The sequence below is a fragment of the Amycolatopsis iheyensis genome, assembly GCF_024703995.1.
GTDB classification, from domain to species: domain Bacteria; phylum Actinomycetota; class Actinomycetes; order Mycobacteriales; family Pseudonocardiaceae; genus Amycolatopsis; species Amycolatopsis iheyensis.
On sequence record NZ_JAMXQV010000035.1, the window covers coordinates 40,146 to 60,733 of the forward strand.

Consider the following 20,588-nt stretch of genomic DNA (forward strand, 5'->3'; position numbering starts at 1 on the left):
ACGGTCATGACGAAGAAACTCTCACGTTCACTTGATCGGTTGCATCCGTCCATTGTGGTGTAACACCGGGCACATACCCCTTGCGCTCAGGCGGCGACTGTTGGTGACGGTTCGCGCAGGGCCGCGGGCAGTTTCTTCCGCAGGACGAGCAGGGCCGGGATCGCCGCCACGCAGGTCAGGGTCAGGACGGACCAGGTCAGCGCGTTGCCGGCGCTGAGCAGGGCGGCCAGCAGGCCCGGGGCGAGCGCGATGGGCAGGCCCCAGGAGAGCTGGAAGATCGAGCTGGCCCGGCCTTCGGCGCCGGGTGGCGCGGCCGCGGCGGCCGCCGCGGTGCCGGTGGGGCCGAACATCGCCTCCGCGACCGAGAAGCCGAGGCTCGTCACGAGGATCAGCCCGGTGGCCACGCGCAGCGGGACGAGTTCCACCGGGATCAGCAGCGCGAAGGAAATCGCGAACAGCGCGGCCGAGCCGACGAGGGCCGCCGTCCGGCTGCGGTGGGCGAGCAGCGCGACGATCGGCCGCTGCGCCGTGACGACGACCACGGTGCCGAGCGTGATCGCGGCCCCGGCGATCCACTGTGGACCGTGCAGCAGGTCACGGACGACGATCGGCAGCACGGCGAACTTGCTCGCGCTGGCGAGCGTGAAAGCCATGTGAGTGACGCAGAACCCGGTGAACGCCCGATTCCCGAGCACCGCCCGCCAGCTCCCCGAGGCGGCACTTTCACGTGAAAGTGCCGCCTCCTGGTGGTCGCTTTCACGTGAAAGCGACGGCAGGAGCGCGATCAGGGCCGCCGCCACCGCGAAGCTGGCCGCGTTCACGTACGCGAGCAAGTGGAAGGCCCAGGGGCTCGTGATCGTCGGCAGCACCGCCGTCGCCGCCGCGCCGACGCCCGCGCCCGCGAACCGGCCCACCGTCTGCGTCGCCAGCATCCGGTCCGTTTCGCGACCCGACGTGAGCCGCGCGACCATCGGCGCGTTGCACGTCCAGAACAGCCGGTCGCCGAACCCGGCCACCACCGACACGACGATCACCTGCCAGCTGGTGTGGACCAGTGGGTACGCGGCGAAGGCGGCGATCCGCACGACGTTGCCGGTGACGAGCAGCGCCCGCGGCCCGAACCGGTCCATCGCGGCGCCGGTCGCCGGGCCGGTGACGAGCGCCAGCAGCGCGCCGGTGCTCAGCGACGTCCCCGCGTCGAGCAGGCCCATGCCCTGCCCGTGCACGAGGAACAGCAGGGCGAACGGCACCCACAGCCCGCTGCCGAGCGCGTCGATCAAGGTCGCGGCCAGGAAGATCCGCCGGTTTCGGAGCATGTTCCCCCCAGGTGAACAGCGCTCCAGGCTAGCGCGCGGGCGGCCTACGGCCCCAGCGGCAGGTCGAGCCCCACCTTCACCCGGTCCATCGCCACGCTCGTGGTGAAGTGCCGGACGTTCGGGTTGTCGAAGAACATCCGCCGGGTGAAGGCCTCGAACCCGGCCATGTCCGGGCACGTCACGATCAGCACGAAGTCCGCGTTGCCGGTGACGTAGTAACACTGCTGCACGCAGTCGTCGGCGAGGACCTGGCGGCGGAACGCGTCGAGGACCGCGAGGTTCTCCCGCTCCATCTCGACCATCACCACGAACGTCATGCTCAGCCCGAGCGCGGCCGGCGAGAGCACCGCCACCTCGCGCTCGATGACGCCCGTTTCGCGCAGCCGCTTGATCCGCCGTTGCACCGCCGCGGCCGACAGGCCGACCTTCGCGCCGATCGTTTCCGCGATCGTGCGCGCGTCCTCCTGGAGGCAGGCGAGGATGGCGATGTCCAGCTGGTCGAGGTCGGGTGTCTGCACTCCAGCAGGCTAACCGGCACCCCCGACAACTCGCCCCGAGTTCGCCCTGGGCTCACCCCTCCGTGACGGCGCTCACTACTCCGCCCGTGGGGAAGATGAAACAACTTTCTGAGTGAGCTGGAACACAACTCACCGGTCTACCAGGGGGTAGCCCATACAAGTGGAAGACCAGCCGGTCGCTCCGCCAACCCGCCGGCGTGGGGAGGCTCTCCCGTGCCCGCACCTGCCGCCGTGTTGACCGGCCTCGGTTCGTGGTTGCCGACGAAAGTCCTGGACAACCACGAAATCGCCGCCCGGCTCGACACCTCGGACGAGTGGATCCGGACCCGCACCGGGATCCGCGAGCGTCGTGTCGCCGGGCCCGGGGAGTCCACTGTGGACCTTGCCGTCGAGGCCGGCCGCGAAGCGCTCGGCGGCGGCTCCGCCGACATCGTCGTCCTCGCCACCTCCACGCCCGACCAGCCCTGCCCGGCCAGCGCGCCGCAGGTCGCGGCCCGGCTCGGGCTCGGCACGGCCCCGGCGTTCGACGTCAACGCCGTCTGCAGCGGGTTCGTCTACGCGCTGGCCACCGGCGCCGGGTTCATCGCGGGCGGCCTCGCCGAGCGCGTGCTCGTGATCGGCGCCGACACCTTCACCACGCTCATCGACCCCGACGACCGCACCACCGTGCCGATCTTCGGCGACGGCGCGGGCGCGGTCCTGCTGCGTGCGGGCGAGGCCGGCGAGCCGGGCGCGCTCGGGCCGTTCGACCTGCACAGCGAGGGCGACAACGCCGAGCTGCTGTGGGTCGAGGCCGGTGGCGCGCGGCGGCGGCTGTCCGACCAGCCGAGCGACCGCTTCCTCGCGATGCAGGGCACCGCGGTGTTCCGCCACGCCTGCGCGCGGATGGCCGAGTCGTCGCGGACGGTGCTGGAGCGCGCGGGCTGGATGGTCGGCGACGTCGACCGGTTCGTCGGGCACCAGGCGAACATCCGCATCCTCCAGGCGACGGCGAAGCAGCTCGGCATGCCGGCCGACGCCGTGGTCGCCAACATCGACCGGGTCGGCAACACGAGCGCGGCCTCGATCCCGCTCGCCCTGGCCGACGCCCGCGCCGACGGCACCCTCGCCCCCGGTCACCGCGTGCTGCTCAGCGCGTTCGGCGCGGGCCTGACCTGGGGCTCGACCGTGCTGCGCTGGCCGGACCTGGGTCAGCTGTCCTGAGGTTTCGGGCCGGCCGTCCAGGTCGGCGTCGCCTCCTGACGGCCGCGCAGCTCCAGCTCGCCGTGCTTCTCCCAGTAAGCCGCTTCGCTCGGCAGCGCCGCCGAGACGACGGCGTCGCTGGCGAGGATGCGTGACGGCACGGCCTTGGCGAGCTCGGTGAGCCGCGCGGCCTCGTTGACGGCGTCGCCGATCACGGTGTACTCGAGGCGGCTGCTGCTGCCGAGCTGCCCGGCGAACACCGGGCCGCTCGAGACGCCGATGCCCAGGTCGAGCTCGCCGGTCTCGGCGACGGCGTCGCGGATCGCGCGGGCCGCGGCGAGCGCGGCGGTCGGCGCGTCGGCCAGCCGCGTCGGCGCGCCGAAGATGCACAACGCGGCGTCGCCCTGGAACTTGTTGACCAGCCCGCCGCGGGCGCTCACCGCCGAGACGACCGCCGCGAACAGCCGGTTCAGCTTCCCGACCAGCTCCTCCGGCGGGGTGCGGTAGGCCAGCGCGGTCGAGTCGACGACGTCGACGAACAACGCCGTCACCTCGCGGACGTCACCGGAGAGGGAAGCGCCGTACTCGAGCGCGTGCCGGGCGACGTCGGCGCCGACGTGCCGGCCGAAGAGGTCCCGCATCCGCGCCTGTTCGCGCAGGCCCGAGGCGAGCTGGTTGACCGACGTCTGGAGCAGGCCGATCTCGCTGGAGTCGTCGACGTCGACCGTGACGTTGTTGTCGCCGCGCGCGATCCGGTCGAGGGCCACGCGCAGCCGGTGCAGTGGCGCGGCGACCGCCCTGGCCAGCAGCGCGGTGCCGATGGCGCCGACGCCGAGCCCGATCACCGACAGCATGATCAGGCTCGCGGTGTGGTTGCCGGAGCCGAGGTCCGGCGGGGTCGCGATGAGCAGCACCCCGACGAACGGGACGCCGCTGGCCAGCGCCCAGGTGACGACCAGCCGGGTGAGCACGGTGACGGGCAGCGAGCCGCGTGGCGGCAGGATCCCCAGCGCGATGGTCATCACCGGCCGCGCCACCCACTCGGCGGCGAGGTAGGTGAGCCCGACGGTGGTGAGCCCGCCGAGCCCGATCACCGTCGCCATGCCGACGGCGTCGTCCGCGGAGCCGAGCGCCCCGGCGAGCGCGCTGAGCACGGCGGTCCCGATCAGCCAGAGCGTCCCGCTGACCACGGCCATGTCGACGGGCAGCCGCAGCGCCCGCTTGGCCTCGCTCTCCGACGGCGGCCGGCCGAGCACGAACCAGATCGCGGTGCGCCGCTGCAGGAAGGCGGTCCAGGCGGTGCCGACGAGCAGCGAGACGGCGACGATCCCGGCGGCGGTCAGCCCGAGCACCCAGCCGCGGTCGCCGACGTCGTTCGGCAGGCCTTGCAGCAGGAGAAGGAGCGCGACGACGCCGGAGCCGGCCACACTGGACCCGACGCCCAGCCCGGCGAAGCCCAGGCTGGTGCGCAACACCACGCGGAAGTTCTTCACGGCGATCTTGCGCACGGCGTCGATCGTACGGCCGAAAATGCGTGGCCACCCCCGGTGGCCGGTGGTTACCGTGCGGATCATGGACCCACTCGGCCAAGACGAGATCCGGGCGTCGTTCGTCAACTGCACCCGCGGTGAGGCCAAGGGCGTGACGCTGCCCGCTCGGCCCGAGGAAATCCCGTGGGCGAAGCGGGAGTTCCTCGGCTGGCGTGACCCGAAGGCGCCCGGGCGCGCCTACCTCGTGCTGCCGTTCGGCGGTGAGGTGATCGGGCTCGCCCTGCGGGCCGCTCCCGCGCCGAAGTCGCGGCTGCGCAGCAACATCTGCGGCTTCTGCACGACGACCCACGGCCTGGCCGACGTCACGCTGTTCTCCGGCAAGCGCGCCGGGAAGCTCGGCCGCGAGGGCAACACGCTGGGCATCTACGCGTGCGGCAACCTCGGCTGCTGCCAGTACGTGCGCGGCGAGCTGAAGTCCGACGTGCCCCAGCCGTTCGAGACGCTCACGCTCGAGGAGCGCCTCGCGCGGCTGGAGGAGAAGCTGCACAAGTTCGTCGCGCGGGTGCTGGAGTCCCGCTAGAAGCGGTACCGGACGATGTGCGCCATCCGCGCCAGCGGCGGGAAGTACTTGAGCGTCCGCAGCTGGAACCGGGTGAAGGGCCGCAGCCGCGCCATGACGTCCGGCGTGGACCAGTGCGCGGCGTCCAAAGAGGACATCAGGTCGAGGCCGTAGCGCTCCAGCTCGCGCGGGTCGTCGATGCCCCAGTGCAGGGTCGCTTTCGCGCGGCGCACCGGCGTGTTGAGCTTCTGCGCCTTGATGCCGAGCCGGCTGAAGACGTCGCAGATCAGCTCGCCGGACGGGAACTTCGCGACCAGGCGGCGCACCAGCTCGGTGCCGTTCTCCGGGGTCAGGTACATCGTCAGGCCCTCGGCGACGATCAGCGCCGGCCGGTCGGACGGGACCTGGTCGAGCCAGTCGAAGTCGGTCACCGACGTGCCGATGTTCGTGTGGTTCGGCGCGGCCGCGTAGAGCTTTTCGCGCAGCTCGACGACCTCGGGGTAGTCGACGTCGTACCAGTGGACGGTCTCCGGCGGGGCGAGGCGCTGGAAGCGCGTGTCCATGCCACAGCCGAGGTGCAGCACGACCGCGTCCGGGTGCTGCCGCAGGTAGTCGGCGGCCCAGCCGTCGATCGGCTTGGCGCGCAGGACGACGGAGGCGGCGGAGTCGCGCGTGATGCCGAGCTTGGCGAAGTCGTAGTCGATCTGCCGGACGGCCTCGTCCGCGGCGTGGTCGCCCAGCACCGGGTCGGCTTCGCGGCTGTCGAGGGCCCGGCCGTAGAGGGTGGCCAGCATCGTGGCCTTCTCCTCGGTGAAGTGGACCTTCTCCATCACAACCCCCAGAAGTTTCACAATGTTGTGAAAAGTCTAGCGCGATTCGGGGTGCGCGGCGAAGTCGTGCGCGTAGGTCTTGGCGTCGACCAGGTGCTTGAGGGTCAGCTCGCGCGCCGCGGCCGGGTCGGCCCGGCGGATGGCGTCGAGGATGGCGCGGTGGTCGTCGACGGCCTTGCGGATCTGCCCGGGCAGCCGCAGCGCGGCCCGGCGCTCCTCGCCGACCAGGGCGAGCACGGACCGCAGCAGCCCGGAGACGTCGTCGTTGCCGGCGTTCTGGGCGATCACCCGGTGGAACTCGGCGTCGGTGGCGATGACACGCAGCATGTCGCCGTCCTCGGCGGCCTGGGCCATCTCGGCGACGTTGTCCTCGAGCCGGCTGACGGTCTTGGCCGTCGCGTGCCGGGCGAGCCGGTCGGCCAGCGTCGGCTCGACGGTCGCCCGCAGGTCGAACAGCTTCTCGACGAGCTGGTCGTGCTCGGTGAACCAGGTGCGCAGCGGCTGTTCCTGCTGCTCACGGACGTAGGTGCCGGAGCCGGCGCGGATCTGGACGTACCCGATGGAGTCGAGCACGCGCAGCGCCTGCCGCAGCGACCCGCGGCTGATGCCGAGGTCTTCGCACAGGGTCCGTTCGGCGGGCAGCCGGGAGCCCGGCGGCAGCTCGCCGGAGTCGATCAGCGACCGCAGCCGGTCGACGGTCGCGCTCCAGACCTGCTCGGTGTCCACGGCCCCATCCTGTCAGCTCGCGAAACTGTCGGTGGTCACTGTCATGATCACGGCATGGACATCCTGGGGGCGTGGGTGCGGGGCTGGGCGGTGTCGCGGGCGGCGCCACCGCCGGTTCCCGAAGGCGATGGTTACCGGGTCGACGTCGGCCTGCCCGGGCACCGGGTGCGCTACCTGCTGCGGTCGCCGGCCACGGTGGCCGAGCGGGCGCGGACGGTGGCCCGGCCGGGCACGTGGCTGAAGACGTGCGGCTCGCGTTCGGCAGTGGAGGCGGCCTTGACGGCGGAGTGGGAGGTGAGGGACACGGAGTACTTGATGTCCTTCGACGGCGCTCTTCCGGCGGCCGAGGTCCCGGCGCCGTACGCGGTTTCGGTGACCGGCACGGGGCCGGTGTGGAGTGTGGCGGTGACGTCCGGCGCATCGCCCGCGGCGCGCGGCTGGGTCGCGGTGGATTCGGGCGTGGCGGTGTTCGACCGGATCGAAACCGAGCCCGCGCACCGGCGTCGCGGCCTCGGCCGGGTGGTGATGCACCGGCTGGCCGTGGCGGCGGGAGCACGCTCGTCGGTCCTGCTGGCGTCGGCGGCCGGGCGCGAGCTGTACGGCGCGCTCGGCTGGCGGGTGGTGTCCGAAGTGGTGCCGGCGCACGTCCCGGAAGGAGCGGCATGACCGCACGGTTCAAGGACCTGGCGCTGGACGCGAACGACCACCAGGCCCTGGCGGACTGGTGGTGCCGGGCGCTGGGTTACGTCCGCCGCGACTCGCTCACCGGCGACTCGCGCCCGGAGAGCTGGCCGGTCCCGATCGCCGACCCGGCGGAAACCGGCCCGCTGATCTGGCTCAACCCCGTGCCCGAAGCGAAATCGGCCAAGAACCGCCTGCACTGGGACGTCTTCGGCGACCCGGCGGAGCTGCTGGCCCTGGGCGCGACGCTGGTCCGCGAGCCGGGCGACGACATCGAATGGACGGTGCTGGCGGACCCGGAAGGCAACGAGTTCTGCGTCTTCACCCCGCGCTGAGGTGTCTGGCCCGCCACATCTGCGCCCCTCCGCTTCGCGGCCCCCGGCGAAGATGCTTAGGCTCCGCACGTGAGTGCTAAATGACGTGGTGGCACGCGGTGATCGTCCTGGTCGCCGGGATCTGGGCGGGGACCATCAACGCCGTCGTCGGGTCGGGGACGCTCGTGACGTTCCCCGTCCTGGTCGCGCTGGGCTACTCGCCCGTGACCGCGACGACGTCGAACGCCATCGGCCTGGCGCCCGGCACCGTCAGCGGCGCCTGGGGGTACCGGCACGAGCTCACGGGCTACTGGCGGCAGACCGCGCAGTTCGCCGTCGCGTCGTTCCTCGGCGCGATCGGCGGCACCATCCTGCTGCTCTCGCTGCCGAAGGACGCCTTCGAGGCCGTTGTCCCGGTGCTCGTCGGGCTCGCCGTGATCCTCGTGATCGTGCAGCCGCGCGTCTCCAAGTGGGTCGCGAAGCGCCGCGAAGAAAACGGCGAAGAGCACAAAGCCGGGCCGCTGCTGATGTTCTTCATCTTCCTCATCGGCATCTACGGCGGGTACTTCACCGCCGCGCAGGGTGTGATGCTGATGGCCGTGATGGGGATGCTGCTGTCCGAGCCGCTGCAGAAGCTCAACGGCGTCAAGAACACCCTCGCCGCCGTGGTCAACATCGTCGCCGGCGTGATCTACGCGTTCGTCGCGCCGATCAGCTGGCCCGTCGTGCTCTGGCTGGCCATCGGCTCCACCGCCGGCGGCTTCCTCGGCGCGAAGATCGGCCGGAAGCTGCCGCCGGCGGTGTTGCGCGGCGTGATCGTGGTCATCGGCGTCGCCGCCGTGATCCAGCTGGTGGTCAAGCAGTTCAGCGACTGAAGTCGCGCGCCGCGGCCAGGAAGAGGTCGTTCTCCTCGCGGGTCCCGATGGTCACGCGCACGCCGTCGCCGGCGAACGGCCGCACGATCAGCTTGCGGTCCAGCGCGTGCTCGGCGAACGGCACCGCCTGCGCACCCAGCGGCAGCCAGACGAAGTTCGCCTGCGTCTCGGGCACCTGGTAACCCGCCTCGAGCAGCGCGTTCCGCACCCGCTCGCGCTCGACGACGATCTCCTGGCACCGCTCGAGCAGCTCGCCGGCCGCGTCGAGGGACGCCAGCGCGGCGACCTGGGCCAGCATGTTCACCGAGAACGCCACGTACACCTGCCGCAGCGCGTCCGCGATCGCTTCGGGCGCGACCGCGTAACCCACGCGAAGCCCGGCGAGGCCGTACGCCTTCGAGAACGTGCGGAGCACCATGACGTTCGAGCGCGTGCGGGTGTACTCGACGCCGTCGGGCACCTCGGCGTCGGTGACGAACTCTTTGTACGCCTCGTCGAGCACGACCAGCACGCGCGCGGGGACGGCGTCCAGGAACCGCTCCAGCTCGGCGCGGCGGATCGCCGTGCCGGTCGGGTTGTTCGGGTTGCAGACGAAGACCACGCGCGTGCGGTCGGTGATCGCCGCGAGCATCGCGTCGAGGTCGAGCTCCTGGCCCTCGGTGATCGGGACCTTCACCGACACGGCGTTCGCGACCTGCGTGACGATCGGGTACGCCTCGAACGAGCGCCAGCCGAAGATGACCTCGTCGCCGGGCGCGCAGACCGCCTGGATCGTCTGCTGGCACAGCGACACCGAGCCGCAGCCGATCGCGACGTGCGCGAGCGGCACGTCCAGGTCACGGGCCAGCCGCTCGCGCAGCACCTGCGAACCGGTGTCCGGGTAGCGGTTGATGCCGGCCGCGGCCTCGGCGATGGCCCGCGTGACGCTCGGCAGCGCGCCGCCGGGCACCTCGTTGCTCGCCAGCTTGATCGCGCCTTCGATCGTCCGGCCGGGGACGTATTTCGGCAACGATTCGAGATCGGCACGCGGGGACACGGACGACATCTTCGGCGCTCCTGGAAATCGACGGGACGATCCCGTCACCGTATCTTTTCCGCCCGCCGCCCCGCGAGTCCCTTCAGACGGTCGGTGCGGTGGCCACCTGCTTAACTGGGTTCCTCCCGTTCACCTCGAAGTGATTGAGTGACGCAATGACGTCGACCAGCACCGTGGACTACCAGCGCACCGACGGCCGCACCCTGCGGCTGACCTTTTCGGCGCCCGACGGCGCGCTACGCGGCGGTTTGGTGGTGCTGCACGAGGCCGACGGGGTCACCGACGGGGTGAAGATGCTGCTCGCCAGCCTCGCCCTCGAGGGCTGGCTGACCGTCACCCCGCACCTCGAAAACGCCGAGCTGACGCAGCAGGACCTGCTCGACGCGACGGACGTCACACTCGCTTGGCTCGTCGAGCGCGGTGTCCAGGGTGACCTCCTCGGCGTGATGGGCTTCGACCTGGGCGGCACCGCGGCTCTCGTCGTCGCTTCGCACCGCCGGCTGGGCGCCGCGGTGAGCGTCGGCGGGCAGCAGACCGCGGAGCTGCCCGCGCTGGTCGAGATCGCCGGGAAGCTCACCAGCCCGTGGCTCGGCATGTACGGCGACGCGGGCGACGAGGCGGGTGGCGCCGAGGTCGAGCGGCTGCGCGACGCGGCGGCGTCGGCGAAGGTCGCCACGAACGTTGTCCACTACCCGGGCGCGAACCACCGCTTCGACGCCGATCCCGGCGCGGCCGCCGAGGCGTGGCAGCGCACCCTGAACTGGTTCGACGCGCACCTGCGCTAGGCGGGATTACAGTCGTGAGGTGACGCACACCGCCGACGCCCCCGAAGTGCTCTGGCGCCCTGAGCCGAGCCACGTTGCCGACACCAAGATCGAAGCCTTCCGCCAGTGGCTGCGTGCCGAACGCGGCGTGGAGGTGGACGACTACCGCTCGCTCTGGGAGTTCTCCGTCGAGCGCGGACCGGAGTTCTGGGCGGCGGTCGCGGACTTCCTGGGTGTGCGCTGGCACGACCAGCCGGGCGAAATCCTCTCGGGCGAGATGCCGAACGCCGTCTGGTTCGAAGGCTCGACGCTGAACTACGCCGAGCACGCGCTCACCCCCGGCGTCGCGGGGGCCACGAAGGGCGACGACGAGACCGCGGTGATCTTCCACCGCGAGGACGGCTTCGCCGAGCACCTCACCTACGGCAAGCTCCGCGCGCAGGTCGCGGCCGCCCGCGCGGCGTTCCTCGAACTCGGCGTCGGCAAGGGCGACCGCGTCGTCGCGCTGGCCCCGAACTGCCCGCAGACACTGGTCGCGTTCCTCGCCGCGGCGAGCATCGGCGCGGTCTGGTCGTCGTGCTCGCCGGACTTCGGCGTCCGCGCGGTCGCGGACCGCTTCGTGCAGATCGAGCCGAAGGTGCTCTTCGCGGTCAACGCCTACGCGTACAACGGCCGCCAGTTCGACATCCGGGCCACGCTCGAGGACCTGCGAGGCAAGCTGCCGTCGCTGGCCGCGACCGTGGTCGCCCAGTACGTCGGCGACGGCCGGCTGGAGGGCGCGCTCGACTGGGAAGAGCTGCTCGCGAAGCACGAAGGCGCGCCGCTGCTGTTCGAGCCGGTCGAGTTCGCGCACCCGCTGTGGGTGCTCTACTCGTCGGGCACCACGGGCCTGCCGAAGGGCATCGTCCACGGTCACGGCGGCATCGTCCTGGAACACCTCAAGGCCCTGGCGCTGCAGACCGACCTCGGCCCGGGCGACCGGTTCTTCTGGTTCAGCACCACCGGCTGGATGATGTGGAACTTCCTCATCTCCGGCCTGCTGGTCGGCACCACGATCGTCCTGTACGACGGCAACCCGGGCTACCCGGACCTGAACGCGCTCTGGCACCTGGCCGAGCAGCACCGCGTCACCTACTTCGGCACGTCGGCGCCGTACATCCAGAGCTGCCTCAAGAAGGGCATCAAGCCCGCCGAGCGCTACGACCTGACGGCGCTGCGCGCGCTGGGCTCCACGGGCGCGCCGCTCAGCGTCGAAGGCTTCCGGTGGATCGTGAACGAGGTCGGTTCGCGCGTCCAGATCTGCTCGGTGTCCGGCGGCACCGACCTGTGCGCCGCGTTCGTCGCGTCGGCGCCCGACGTGCCGGTCTGGCTGGGGGAGCTGTCGTGCCCGGCGCTGGGCGCCGCGGTCAACGCGTTCGACGAGGCCGGGAACGCCGTCGTCGAGCAGGTCGGCGAGCTGGTCATCACGAAGCCGATGCCGTCGATGCCGGTGTTCTTCTGGAACGACCCCGACGGCTCGCGGCTGCGTGAGGCGTACTTCGAGATGTACCCGGGGTTGTGGCGCCACGGCGACTGGATCCGCGTCACGAACCGCGGGTCGGCGGTGATCTACGGCCGCAGCGACTCGACGCTCAATCGCGGCGGCGTCCGGATGGGCACGGCCGAGTTCTACCGGGTCGTCGAGGGCTACGACGAGATCGCGGACTCCCTGGTCGTGGACACCTCGGCGGCCGGCAACGAGGACGGGCAGCTGATCTGCTTCGTCGTGCTCGCCGGCGGCGCGAAGCTCGAAGACGTCGAGCCGGCGCTGCGGAAGGAGCTCCGCAGCGCGCTGTCACCACGCCATGTACCCGATCGGTTCGTCGTGGTTTCCGAGGTTCCTCGTACCTTGAACGGTAAGAAGTGTGAGGTACCGGTGAAGAAGATCCTCGCCGGAGTGGCTCCCGACCGGGCCGTCAGCCGCGACGCGCTGGCCAACCCGGCGGCGTTGACGCCGTTCGTGGAGCTCGCCGGGGGGTAGATGGGGGAAGCATGATCGTCCACCACGGGTTGCACAGGTGGTGACGGGGACACGCGCGCAGACCACCTGGCGGGTGGCGGGGGCCACCACCGTCGGGGTGATCACGTGGGTGACCCGGCTGGCGGGGCTGATGACACTCGTGTCGGTCCTGGTGCCGGCCGGGCGCCGCAACCTGCGCGGGCACCTCTCGGAGTGGCTGGAGCTGCCGCAGGAGGCGACGGTCGCGGCGGCCACCGTCGCGCTGGTCACCGGCGTGCTGCTGGTGCTGCTGGCCGCGGGCCTGCGCCGTCGCAAGCGCCGCGCGTGGCAGCTGGCGGTCGGCGCGACGGTGCTGCTCACGGTGTCGCACATCGGCCTCAAGCACGTCTTCGGCGCCGGGCTGGTGTCGGTCGTGCTGCTGGTGGGCCTGATCGCGAGCCGGCGCTACTTCGTCGCGAAGCCGGACCCGGTGGTCGGCCGCTGGCGCGCGGTGCGCGTGTTCCTGCAGCTGGCGCTGGCCGGGTTCGTGATCAACGTCATCCTGCTGTCGGTGGCCTCGCGCGCAGTGCTGGAGCCGATGAGCTTCCCGGACCGCGTGGCGGAGTCCGCGCTGGCGCTCGTCGGGGCCAGCGGGCCCGCGGTGTTCCGCCAGATGTGGCTCGAGGACATGACGGCGGCCGTCGGGCTGCTGTTCGGCCTCGCCGCGGTCCTGGTGTCGGCGTACTTCCTGCTGCGCTCGGCCGAGCCGGCGCCCCGCCTGACCGACGACGAGGTCGACCGCCTGCACAAGCTCCTGAACGAGCACGGCGAGCGTGACTCGCTGGGCTATTTCGCGCTGCGGCGCGACAAGTTCGCGGTGTTCTCGCGCACGGGCAAGGCGGCGGTCACCTACCGCGTGATCGCCGGGGTGGCGCTGTGCTCGGCGGATCCGCTGGGCGACCACGAGGCGTGGCCGGGCGCGATCGAGGAGTACCTGGAGGTCTGCCGCCGCAACGGCTGGGTCCCGGCGGCGATGGGCGTGTCGGAGCTGGGCGCGACGGTCTGGGCGCGCTTCGGCCTGGAGGTCCTGGAGATCGGCGACGAAGCGGTGGTCGACGTCGACGGGTTCACGTTGGACGGACGCGTCATGCGCGGCGTCCGCCAGGCCGCGGCACGCACGAAGCGCGCGGGCTACAAGGTGCTGGTGCGCCGGACCGAGGACCTTCGCCCGGGCGAGCTGGCGGAGCTGGAGGCCCTGGCGGCGAACTGGCGCGGCACGGACACCGAGCGCGGCTTCTCGATGGCGCTGGGCCGCATGGGCGACCCGGGCTCGGTCCTGGTGACGGCGGAACAGGGCGGCCGCGTGCGGGGCGTGCTCCAGTTCGTCCCGTGGGGCACGGCGGGGCTCTCGCTGGACGTGATGCGCCGCGACCGCACGGCCGACAACGGCGTCAACGAGCTGATGATCTCGGAGCTCCTGCTGGCGGCCCGGCGCCACGATGTGTCGCAGGTGTCCCTGAACTTCGCGGCGTTCCGCGCGCTGATGGAACAGGGCCAGCGCATCGGCGCCGGCCCGGTGGCGCGCATGTCCGCGAAGGTCCTGCACTTCTTCTCGCGCTGGATCCAGATCGAGACGCTGTACAAGTTCAACGCGAAGTTCCAGCCCCGCTGGGTCCCGCGGTACCTGGTTTACCCGGGCGTCCGCGAGCTACCCCGCGTGGGCATCGCGACGTTCGAGGCGGAGGGGCTCGGCGGACGCTCCCCACGCCTGCTCAGACTGCTGCGACGGGCCTGAGGGGGGTGCCGTTCAGGGGTGATCGGGGGGTGTGTAACCTATCTGAGCAGTGGTCGTTGGGCCCAGGAGGCTTCGCCTAGTCTGGTCTATGGCGCCGCACTGCTAATGCGGTTGGGGGTAACCCCCCCTCCCGGGTTCAAATCCCGGAGCCTCCGCTGGTACCCGGTTCGCCGGGTGCTAGGTTAGAGAACAACTGAACACGCGCCCGTAGCTCAGCTGGATAGAGCATCTGACTACGGATCAGAAGGTCAGGGGTTCGAATCCCTTCGGGCGCACGTCTGGTTGAGACAGCGAAGAGGCCCTCCCGTTCTCGGGAGGGCCTCTTTCTTGTGTGCACTAAGCCGTTCGGCCCCTTCGGGCGTGTACCCCGGCGAACGTCGGGTCGACGAGGGGAAGTTCGGGGAATGAAACGCATCATCGTGTCGATCGTGGTCGTCCTGTTCGGGGCGATGGCGATCGTGGGCGGGGTGCTCAAGCTGGACGACACGACCGCCCGCTGTGACGGGCGCATCATGGTCTCCGGCGACGAGTGCGTGACGACCAACGCCGCCGGGGACGAGACCGGCCGCAAGAGCGTCGACGAACAGCGGAAGTCCGCCCAGGGCGGGAACTGGGTCGCGATCGGCGCCGGGGCGCTCATCGTGATCTTCGGGACCAAGAGCCTGATCACCGGGATCCGGCGGCGGGGCAAGCAGCCCGACGTCGCCGCGGCGCCGGCCTGGCAGGGTGCGGGCGCGGCTCCGCCGGTGCCGGGACAGCCGGCGGCCGGGCCGCAGGGCTGGAACCAGCCGCAGCAGGCCGGCTGGCAGCAGCCGCAGGCGTGGCAGCAGGCGCCGCCGGTGCCCGGGCAGCCCGTCCCGCCGGTGCCCGGGCAGCCCGTGCCGCCGCCGGTGCCGGGGCAGCCCGCTCCGCCGGGGTACCCGCAGCAGGGCTGGGGACCGCCCCGGCGCTGACCCGCGACACACCAAAACGCAGCCGAGCCCGGCCACCGGGCTCGGCTGCTTTGCGTAACTGGACTGGACCAGTGAACTCCCCATTGCCGCAACCGGTCCGGCGGCTTCGGCACTCTCCGTACTCGTGCTTCCCTAATTGGTCTGGACCACGTAACGTCTTCGCAAACGGCGCAAATCACCGCCCGGTCCCCGCTTGAGGTGGTGGGAGTCCGCCGTCCTGTACCTGGCTCAAGGGAGAGCAATGTCCAGAAAGAGATGGCACCTCCTCGGTCTGTTCACCGCGGTCGGCGCGCTCGCGGTCGGGCTCGTCACCGTGCCGGCGAGCGCCGCCGGCGGTGTCAGCGCCAGCTTCACCAAGGGGTCCGACTGGGGCTCCGGCTACGAAGGCAAGTACACGGTCAACAACGGCTCCGGCTCGACGCTGGCCGCCTGGACGGTCGAGTTCGACCTCCCGTCCGGCGCGAAGATCGCCTCCCTCTGGGACGGCAGCTACACCGCGGCCGGCCAGCACGTCACCGTCAAGAACACCTGGAACGGCAACGTCGGCAACGGCGCCAGCGTCAGCTTCGGCTTCAACGTCAGCTACTCGGGCACCTACTCGGCGCCGGCGAACTGCAAGCTGAACGGCGGCTCCTGCGACGCCGGCGGCGGCACCCCGACCACCACGCCGACCACCCCGACGCAGCCGACCACCACGCCGACCACGCCCACCACCCCGACGACGACCACGCCGCCCCCGCCGGGTGGCCTGAAGAACGTCGGCTACTTCGTGCAGTGGGGCGTCTACGGCCGCAACTACCACGTCAAGAACATCGAGACGTCGGGCTCGGCGAACAAGCTGACGCACATCAACTACGCGTTCGGCAACGTGAAGAACGGGCAGTGCACCGCGAACGACGACCCGTACGCCGACTACCAGAAGACCTACGACGCCGCGGGCAGTGTCGACGGCGTCGCCGACACCTGGGACCAGCCGGTCGCGGGCAACTTCAACCAGCTGCGCAAGCTGAAGAAGCTGCACCCGGGCCTCAAGGTGATCTGGTCGTTCGGCGGCTGGACCTACTCCGGCGGCTTCGGCCAGGCGTCGCAGAACGCGGCCGCCTTCGCGCAGTCCTGCTACAACCTGCTCAAGGACCCGCGCTGGGCGGACATCTGGGACGGCATCGACATCGACTGGGAGTACCCCAACGCGTGCGGCCTCTCCTGTGACACCAGCGGCGCCGCGGCCTACAAGAACCTGATGGGCGCGCTGCGGGCGAAGTTCGGCTCGTCGTTCCTGATCACCTCGGCGATCACCGCCGACGGCAGCAGCGGCGGCAAGCTCGACGTCGCCGACTACGGCGGCGCCGCGCAGTACGTCGACTGGTACAACGTGATGACCTACGACTACTTCGGCGCCTGGGCGCCGCAGGGTCCGACGGCCCCGCACTCGCCGCTGACCAACTTCACCGGCATCCCGACCCCGGGCTTCTACTCCGACGCGGCGATCCAGAAGCTGAAGAGCAAGGGCGTCCCGTCGAGCAAGCTGTTGCTGGGCATCGGCTTCTACGGCCGCGGCTGGACCGGCGTCACGCAGTCGACCCCGGGTGGCACCGCGACCGGCGCCGCGCCGGGCACGTACGAGGCGGGCATCGAGGACTACAAGGTCCTGAAGAACACCTGCCCGTCGACCGGCACGTTCGCCGGCACCGCGTACGCCAAGTGCGGCAGCAACTGGTGGAGCTACGACACCCCGGCCACCATCGGCGGGAAGATGTCCTACGCCAAGCAGCAGGGTCTCGGCGGCGCCTTCTTCTGGGAGCTGACCGGTGACACCACGGGCGGCGAGCTCATCACCGCGATGAAGAACGGCCTGTCGTGAGGCGCCGCTGGTTGCCCGCACTCGGGCTGGCGGCCGCGGCCGCCACGATCGGCGCGATGTTCGTGATCGCCCCGGCGAACGCGGCGGGCGGCGTGTCCGCGACATTCACGAAGGGGTCCGACTGGGGCACCGGGTACGAGGGCAAGTACGTGATCGCCAACGGTTCCGGCTCGACGCTGGCGGCGTGGACGGTCGAGTTCGACCTGCCTTCGGGCGCGAAGATCTCGTCGCTGTGGGACGGCAGCTACACGGCGTCCGGCCAGCACGTGACGGTGAAGAACTCGTGGAACGGCAACGTCGGCAACGGCGCTTCCGCGAGCTTCGGCTTCAACGTGACGTACTCGGGTTCGTACACGGCGCCGTCGAACTGCAAGCTGAACGGGGGTTCGTGCACCGCCGGGGGCGCACCCCCGACCACCACACCGCCGCCTACGACGACGCCCCCGCCCACGACCACCCCGCCGCCGGGCACCGGTGGCAAGGGCGCGCCGTACCTGTACATGGGCTGGGGCAGCCCGCCGAACCCGCAGACGGTGATGAACGCGACCGGCGTCAAGTGGTTCACCATGGCGTTCATCAACGCCTCCGGTGGCTGCAACCCGGCGTGGGACAGCAGCCGTCCGCTCTCGGGTAGCGCGGACGCGAACGCGATCGCCCAGATCAAGGCGGCGGGCGGCCAGGCCGTCCCGTCGTTCGGCGGCTGGAGCGGCAACAAGCTCGGCCCGAACTGCTCGACGTCCGCCGCACTGGCGGGCGCCTACCAGCAGGTGATCAACGCGTACGGGCTGAAGGCGATCGACATCGACATCGAGAACTCCGACGAGTTCGAGAACGAGGCGGTGCAGGACCGGATCCTGGGCGCGCTGAAGATCGTCAAGCAGAACAACCCGGGCGTGCAGACGATCCTGACGTTCGGCACGTCGACGACCGGCCCGAACTTCTACGGCAACCGGCTCATCGACCAGTCGAAGGCCCTCGGCGCGAACGTGGACGTCTACACGATCATGCCGTTCGACTTCGGCGGCGGCTCGAACATGTACCAGAGCACGGTGAACGCGGCGAACGGCTTGCGCGACAAGCTGAAGTCGACGTTCGGCTGGAACGACGCCACGGCGTACAGCCACCTGGGCATCTCGGGCATGAACGGGCTGTCGGACCAGCAGGAGCTGACGGATCTGTCGACGTGGACCCAGATCACGAACTGGGCCAAGTCGAACAAGATCGGCCGGCTGGCGTTCTGGTCGGTCAACCGCGACCGCGGCTGCCCGGGCGGCGGCGTCCAGGCGGCGTGCAGCGGGATCGCCCAGAACGACTGGGACTTCACCAAGGTGACGGCGGGCTTCTGACGTCGTCGTGAAACAGGCCTCCTTGCCGGCTCCCCGGGCCGGCAAGGAGGCCGTTCTCAGGCCAGCTTGACGGCGTCCCCGATCGCCTGGTCCAAAATGGACACCCCGAGCGTGATCTCCTCTTCGGACGCCGTCAGGGGCGGCGCGATCCGGAACACCCCGCCCATCCCGGGCAGCTGCACGATGTTCATGTGCAGCCCCAGTTCGAGGCAGCGCTGCGTGACCCGCGCGCCCAGCTCGTCGGAGCTGCGCTTGGTTTCCCGGTCCACCACCAGCTCCAGCCCGGCCAGCAGGCCGCGCCCACGGATGTCGCCGACGACCTCGTGCCGGGAAGCGATCTCCTCCAGGCCCCGGCGCAGCAATGCGCCCAGTTCGAGCGCTCGCGCGTCGAGGCGGTCGCGGGTCAGGACGTCCAGCACCGTGTTGCCGACCGCCGCCGGGAGCGGGTCCGACACGTGCGTCGTGAAGAACAGGAACCCGCGGTCGTGCGCTTCCTGCTCGATCTCCGCGCTGGTCAGCACCGCGGCGAGCGGCAGGCCCGCGCCGAGCGTCTTCGACAGCGTCAGGATGTCGGGGACGACGCCGTCGCGTTCGAACGCGTACCAGTTCCCGGTGCGGCACAACCCCGTCTGGGCTTCGTCGAGGATCAGCAGCATCCCGCGCTCGCGGCACTTTTCGGCCAGCGCGGCGAAGTAGCCGGGCGGCGGCTCGATGATCCCGCCGGAACTGAGGATCGGCTCGGCCAGGAACGCGGCCAGGCTGCCGACCGACTGCGCGTCGATCAGCTCGAACCCGAAGTCCAGCTGGCGGCGCCAGTCCAGCTCGCCGGCAGCGTCGGTGAAGTCCGGGCGGTACGCGTTCGGCGCCGGGATGGCGAAGTTGCCGGGCGCGGCCGGACCGTAGCCCTTGCGGCCCGCGCTGTAGGTCGCGCTCGCCGCCGCCTGCGTCATGCCGTGCCAGGACCGCGCGAACGAGACGATCTCGTGCTTGCCGGTGACCAGCTTGGCCATCCGGACGGCTGCCTCGTTCGACTCGGCGCCCGTGGTCAGCAGCAGCGCCTTCTCCAGCGGCGCCGGCAGCGTCTCGGCCAGCCGCCGCGCCAGGTCGACGACCGGGCGGCTGAGCATGCCACTGAAGAGGTGGTCGAGCCGGCCCACCTGCCGCCGGACGGTCTCGACGATTTCGGGGTGCGCGTGTCCGAGGATGGCGCTCATCTGGCCGGACGTGAAGTCCAGGATCCGGCGGCCGTCCTCGGTGAAGACGAAGCTGCCTTCGGCGTGGTCGATGATCTCGTGGGTGAAGGCGCCGCCGTACCGCACGAGGTGCCGGTCGACGTCGGCCCAGAAGGTGTCAGCCATGCCATCGACGGTAAGGCCGCACCGAGCGACACGTCCATCTCACAATTCTGACTGTCTTGTTCGGATCTTCCGTACAACAATGGGTGGATGTTGAACCCGTGGCGCCTGCGGCTCCTGAGCCGGCTCGACACGCTGGGCACGGTCCGCGCGGTGGCGCAGGACGCGAACCTGAGCGCGTCGAGCGTGTCGCAGCAGCTGGCGGTGCTCGAGGCGGAAACCCGCACCCAGCTGCTGGAACGCACCGGCCGCCGGGTCCGGCTGACGCCGGCGGGGCTGATGCTGGCCCGCCGGGCGCGGACGATCCTCGACCACATGGACGCGGTCGAGGCCGAGCTGAGGAGCCTCGGCGAGGAGCCGGTCGGCCAGGTGCGGCTGGGGGCGTTCCAGAGCGCGATCCACACGATGGCGGTCCCGGCGGTGACCCGGCTGGCCGGGGAGTACCCGCACCTGGAGATCGAGCTGCTGGAGCTGGAGCCCCACGAGAGCATCCCGGCCCTCCGCGGCGGCGACGCGGACGTGATCATCACGACGACGGACTTCGTCGAGCTGCCCCTGGGCGCCGACCTGGACATCGTCCCGCTGGCGACGGACCCGATCGTCCTGGTCTCGTCGGGCGAGGTCCCCCGGGGTCCGGCGGTGTTGTCGGCGTACGCGGACGCGCCGTGGGCGCTGGACGTTTCGCAGTCGTACATGGCGAACCTGACGCTGCGGCTGTGCCGCGAGTCGGGCTTCGAGCCGCGGGTGGTGTGCCGGTTCAGCAACTACTTGATGACCCTGCAGCACGTGGAGGCGGGACTGTCGATCGCGCTGCTGCCGGGCCTGGCGGTGGACCGCCGGTACCGGGTGACAACCCGGCCACTGGCAACACCGCTGACCCGCACGATCGCGGCGGTGGTGCGACGCGGGACGCCGTTGCGCGCGGGGGTGAACGTGGTGCTCGAAGCGTTGCGGCAGCAGCCGGACCTGCCCGCACTGGCCGAATGGTCCGGGGACGGCGCAGACTGAT

General features: G+C 71.0%; 19 protein-coding genes and 2 tRNA genes. 14 read left to right on the forward strand and 7 right to left on the reverse strand.

Going from position 1 to position 20,588, the window contains the following annotated elements; all coding sequences use genetic code 11:
• Window positions 1-86: 86 nt before the first annotated feature.
• Window positions 87-1,316 (reverse strand): MFS transporter, encoded by a 1,230-nt coding sequence (locus M8542_RS43500; protein ID WP_257926256.1) that lies wholly within the window; start codon window positions 1,314-1,316, stop codon window positions 87-89.
• Window positions 1,317-1,360: 44 nt separating this feature from the next.
• On the reverse strand, window positions 1,361-1,834 hold the full coding sequence (locus M8542_RS43505) for an Lrp/AsnC family transcriptional regulator (protein ID WP_257926257.1): 474 nt from the start codon (window positions 1,832-1,834) through the stop codon (window positions 1,361-1,363).
• Window positions 1,835-2,047: 213 nt separating this feature from the next.
• On the opposite strand from M8542_RS43505, the gene M8542_RS43510 reads away from it, so the two are divergent.
• Window positions 2,048-3,037: a beta-ketoacyl-ACP synthase III gene (locus M8542_RS43510; RefSeq protein ID WP_257926258.1), complete on the forward strand. Its 990-nt coding sequence runs from the start codon at window positions 2,048-2,050 to the stop codon at window positions 3,035-3,037.
• Here M8542_RS43510 and M8542_RS43515 read toward each other — a convergent pair.
• The gene (locus tag M8542_RS43515) at window positions 3,025-4,524 is read right to left on the reverse strand and encodes an adenylate/guanylate cyclase domain-containing protein (RefSeq protein ID WP_257926259.1); all 1,500 of its coding nucleotides are present in this window, start codon (window positions 4,522-4,524) and stop codon (window positions 3,025-3,027) included. The two genes, M8542_RS43510 and M8542_RS43515, sit on opposite strands and share 13 nt — an antisense overlap.
• A 64-nt stretch (window positions 4,525-4,588) precedes the next feature.
• Between M8542_RS43515 and M8542_RS43520 the strand changes: the two genes are divergently transcribed.
• Window positions 4,589-5,086 carry an FBP domain-containing protein gene (locus M8542_RS43520; protein ID WP_257926260.1) on the forward strand — a complete coding sequence of 166 codons (498 nt, stop codon included), beginning with the start codon at window positions 4,589-4,591 and terminating at the stop codon, window positions 5,084-5,086.
• Here M8542_RS43520 and M8542_RS43525 read toward each other — a convergent pair.
• The gene (locus tag M8542_RS43525; protein ID WP_257926261.1) at window positions 5,083-5,895 is read right to left on the reverse strand and encodes a class I SAM-dependent methyltransferase; all 813 of its coding nucleotides are present in this window, start codon (window positions 5,893-5,895) and stop codon (window positions 5,083-5,085) included. The two genes, M8542_RS43520 and M8542_RS43525, sit on opposite strands and share 4 nt — an antisense overlap.
• Window positions 5,896-5,931: 36 nt before the next feature.
• Window positions 5,932-6,621 (reverse strand): FadR/GntR family transcriptional regulator, encoded by a 690-nt coding sequence (locus M8542_RS43530; protein ID WP_257926262.1) that lies wholly within the window; start codon window positions 6,619-6,621, stop codon window positions 5,932-5,934.
• 54 nt (window positions 6,622-6,675) lie between these two features.
• Between M8542_RS43530 and M8542_RS43535 the strand changes: the two genes are divergently transcribed.
• The 3 genes from M8542_RS43535 (at window position 6,676) to M8542_RS43545 (ending at window position 8,491) form a co-directional block, all read left to right on the forward strand.
• Entirely contained in the window at window positions 6,676-7,287 is a 612-nt protein-coding gene (locus tag M8542_RS43535) for a GNAT family N-acetyltransferase (protein ID WP_257926263.1), read from the forward strand.
• A complete protein-coding gene (locus tag M8542_RS43540) occupies window positions 7,284-7,637 on the forward strand; it encodes a VOC family protein (protein WP_257926264.1) in 354 nt (117 codons plus the stop codon). The genes M8542_RS43535 and M8542_RS43540 overlap by 4 nt, the downstream gene beginning before the upstream one ends.
• A gap of 80 nt (window positions 7,638-7,717) precedes the next feature.
• Window positions 7,718-8,491 (forward strand): sulfite exporter TauE/SafE family protein, encoded by a 774-nt coding sequence (locus M8542_RS43545; RefSeq protein WP_257926265.1) that lies wholly within the window; start codon window positions 7,718-7,720, stop codon window positions 8,489-8,491.
• Here M8542_RS43545 and hisC read toward each other — a convergent pair.
• Window positions 8,481-9,536, reverse strand: coding sequence for a histidinol-phosphate transaminase (hisC, locus tag M8542_RS43550; protein ID WP_257926266.1), 1,056 nt, complete (start codon window positions 9,534-9,536; stop codon window positions 8,481-8,483). The two genes, M8542_RS43545 and hisC, sit on opposite strands and share 11 nt — an antisense overlap.
• Window positions 9,537-9,682: 146 nt before the next feature.
• Here hisC and M8542_RS43555 point away from each other — a divergent pair, with 146 nt between their 5' ends.
• From M8542_RS43555 to M8542_RS43590, 8 genes are all read left to right on the forward strand, one after another.
• Window positions 9,683-10,312: a dienelactone hydrolase family protein gene (locus tag M8542_RS43555; protein ID WP_257926267.1), complete on the forward strand. Its 630-nt coding sequence runs from the start codon at window positions 9,683-9,685 to the stop codon at window positions 10,310-10,312.
• A 19-nt stretch (window positions 10,313-10,331) separates the two neighbouring features.
• Window positions 10,332-12,311 (forward strand): acetoacetate--CoA ligase, encoded by a 1,980-nt coding sequence (locus M8542_RS43560; RefSeq protein ID WP_257926268.1) that lies wholly within the window; start codon window positions 10,332-10,334, stop codon window positions 12,309-12,311.
• Between the two features lie 37 nt (window positions 12,312-12,348).
• Complete coding sequence (locus tag M8542_RS43565) at window positions 12,349-14,064, forward strand: phosphatidylglycerol lysyltransferase domain-containing protein (RefSeq protein WP_257926269.1); 1,716 nt, start codon at window positions 12,349-12,351, stop codon at window positions 14,062-14,064.
• Between the two features lie 65 nt (window positions 14,065-14,129).
• A tRNA-Ser gene (locus tag M8542_RS43570) sits at window positions 14,130-14,219 on the forward strand.
• Window positions 14,220-14,265: 46 nt separating this feature from the next.
• A tRNA-Arg gene (locus M8542_RS43575) sits at window positions 14,266-14,339 on the forward strand.
• A 129-nt stretch (window positions 14,340-14,468) separates the two neighbouring features.
• Entirely contained in the window at window positions 14,469-15,017 is a 549-nt protein-coding gene (locus M8542_RS43580; protein ID WP_257926270.1) for a hypothetical protein, read from the forward strand.
• A gap of 241 nt (window positions 15,018-15,258) precedes the next feature.
• Window positions 15,259-16,878, forward strand: a complete 1,620-nt coding sequence (locus M8542_RS43585) for a glycosyl hydrolase family 18 protein (protein WP_257926271.1) — start codon at window positions 15,259-15,261, stop codon at window positions 16,876-16,878.
• Window positions 16,875-18,224, forward strand: coding sequence for a cellulose binding domain-containing protein (locus M8542_RS43590; protein WP_257926272.1), 1,350 nt, complete (start codon window positions 16,875-16,877; stop codon window positions 18,222-18,224). Before M8542_RS43585 ends, M8542_RS43590 begins: the two co-directional genes overlap by 4 nt.
• Before the next feature lie 56 nt (window positions 18,225-18,280).
• Here the strand turns inward: M8542_RS43590 and M8542_RS43595 are convergent, their stop codons facing one another.
• Complete coding sequence (locus tag M8542_RS43595; protein WP_257926273.1) at window positions 18,281-19,582, reverse strand: aspartate aminotransferase family protein; 1,302 nt, start codon at window positions 19,580-19,582, stop codon at window positions 18,281-18,283.
• Window positions 19,583-19,669: 87 nt separating this feature from the next.
• On the opposite strand from M8542_RS43595, the gene M8542_RS43600 reads away from it, so the two are divergent.
• Window positions 19,670-20,587, forward strand: a complete 918-nt coding sequence (locus M8542_RS43600) for a LysR family transcriptional regulator (RefSeq protein WP_257926274.1) — start codon at window positions 19,670-19,672, stop codon at window positions 20,585-20,587.
• Window position 20,588: the final 1 nt, after the last annotated feature.

What these genes read in the sequence shown, in the direction of transcription:
- M8542_RS43520 (WP_257926260.1), top strand. Translation starts at nt 4,589, where the DNA reads ATGGACCCACTCGGCCAAGACGAGATCCGGGCGTCGTTCGTCAACTGC.
- M8542_RS43540 (WP_257926264.1), top strand. Translation starts at nt 7,284, where the DNA reads ATGACCGCACGGTTCAAGGACCTGGCGCTGGACGCGAACGACCACCAG.
- M8542_RS43585 (WP_257926271.1), top strand. Translation starts at nt 15,259, where the DNA reads ATGTCCAGAAAGAGATGGCACCTCCTCGGTCTGTTCACCGCGGTCGGC.
- hisC (WP_257926266.1), bottom strand. Translation starts at nt 9,536, where the DNA reads ATGTCGTCCGTGTCCCCGCGTGCCGATCTCGAATCGTTGCCGAAATAC.
- M8542_RS43525 (WP_257926261.1), bottom strand. Translation starts at nt 5,895, where the DNA reads ATGGAGAAGGTCCACTTCACCGAGGAGAAGGCCACGATGCTGGCCACC.
- M8542_RS43580 (WP_257926270.1), top strand. Translation starts at nt 14,469, where the DNA reads ATGAAACGCATCATCGTGTCGATCGTGGTCGTCCTGTTCGGGGCGATG.
- M8542_RS43595 (WP_257926273.1), bottom strand. Translation starts at nt 19,582, where the DNA reads ATGGCTGACACCTTCTGGGCCGACGTCGACCGGCACCTCGTGCGGTAC.
- M8542_RS43545 (WP_257926265.1), top strand. Translation starts at nt 7,718, where the DNA reads ATGACGTGGTGGCACGCGGTGATCGTCCTGGTCGCCGGGATCTGGGCG.
- M8542_RS43535 (WP_257926263.1), top strand. Translation starts at nt 6,676, where the DNA reads ATGGACATCCTGGGGGCGTGGGTGCGGGGCTGGGCGGTGTCGCGGGCG.
- M8542_RS43500 (WP_257926256.1), bottom strand. Translation starts at nt 1,316, where the DNA reads ATGCTCCGAAACCGGCGGATCTTCCTGGCCGCGACCTTGATCGACGCG.
- M8542_RS43555 (WP_257926267.1), top strand. Translation starts at nt 9,683, where the DNA reads ATGACGTCGACCAGCACCGTGGACTACCAGCGCACCGACGGCCGCACC.
- M8542_RS43600 (WP_257926274.1), top strand. Translation starts at nt 19,670, where the DNA reads ATGTTGAACCCGTGGCGCCTGCGGCTCCTGAGCCGGCTCGACACGCTG.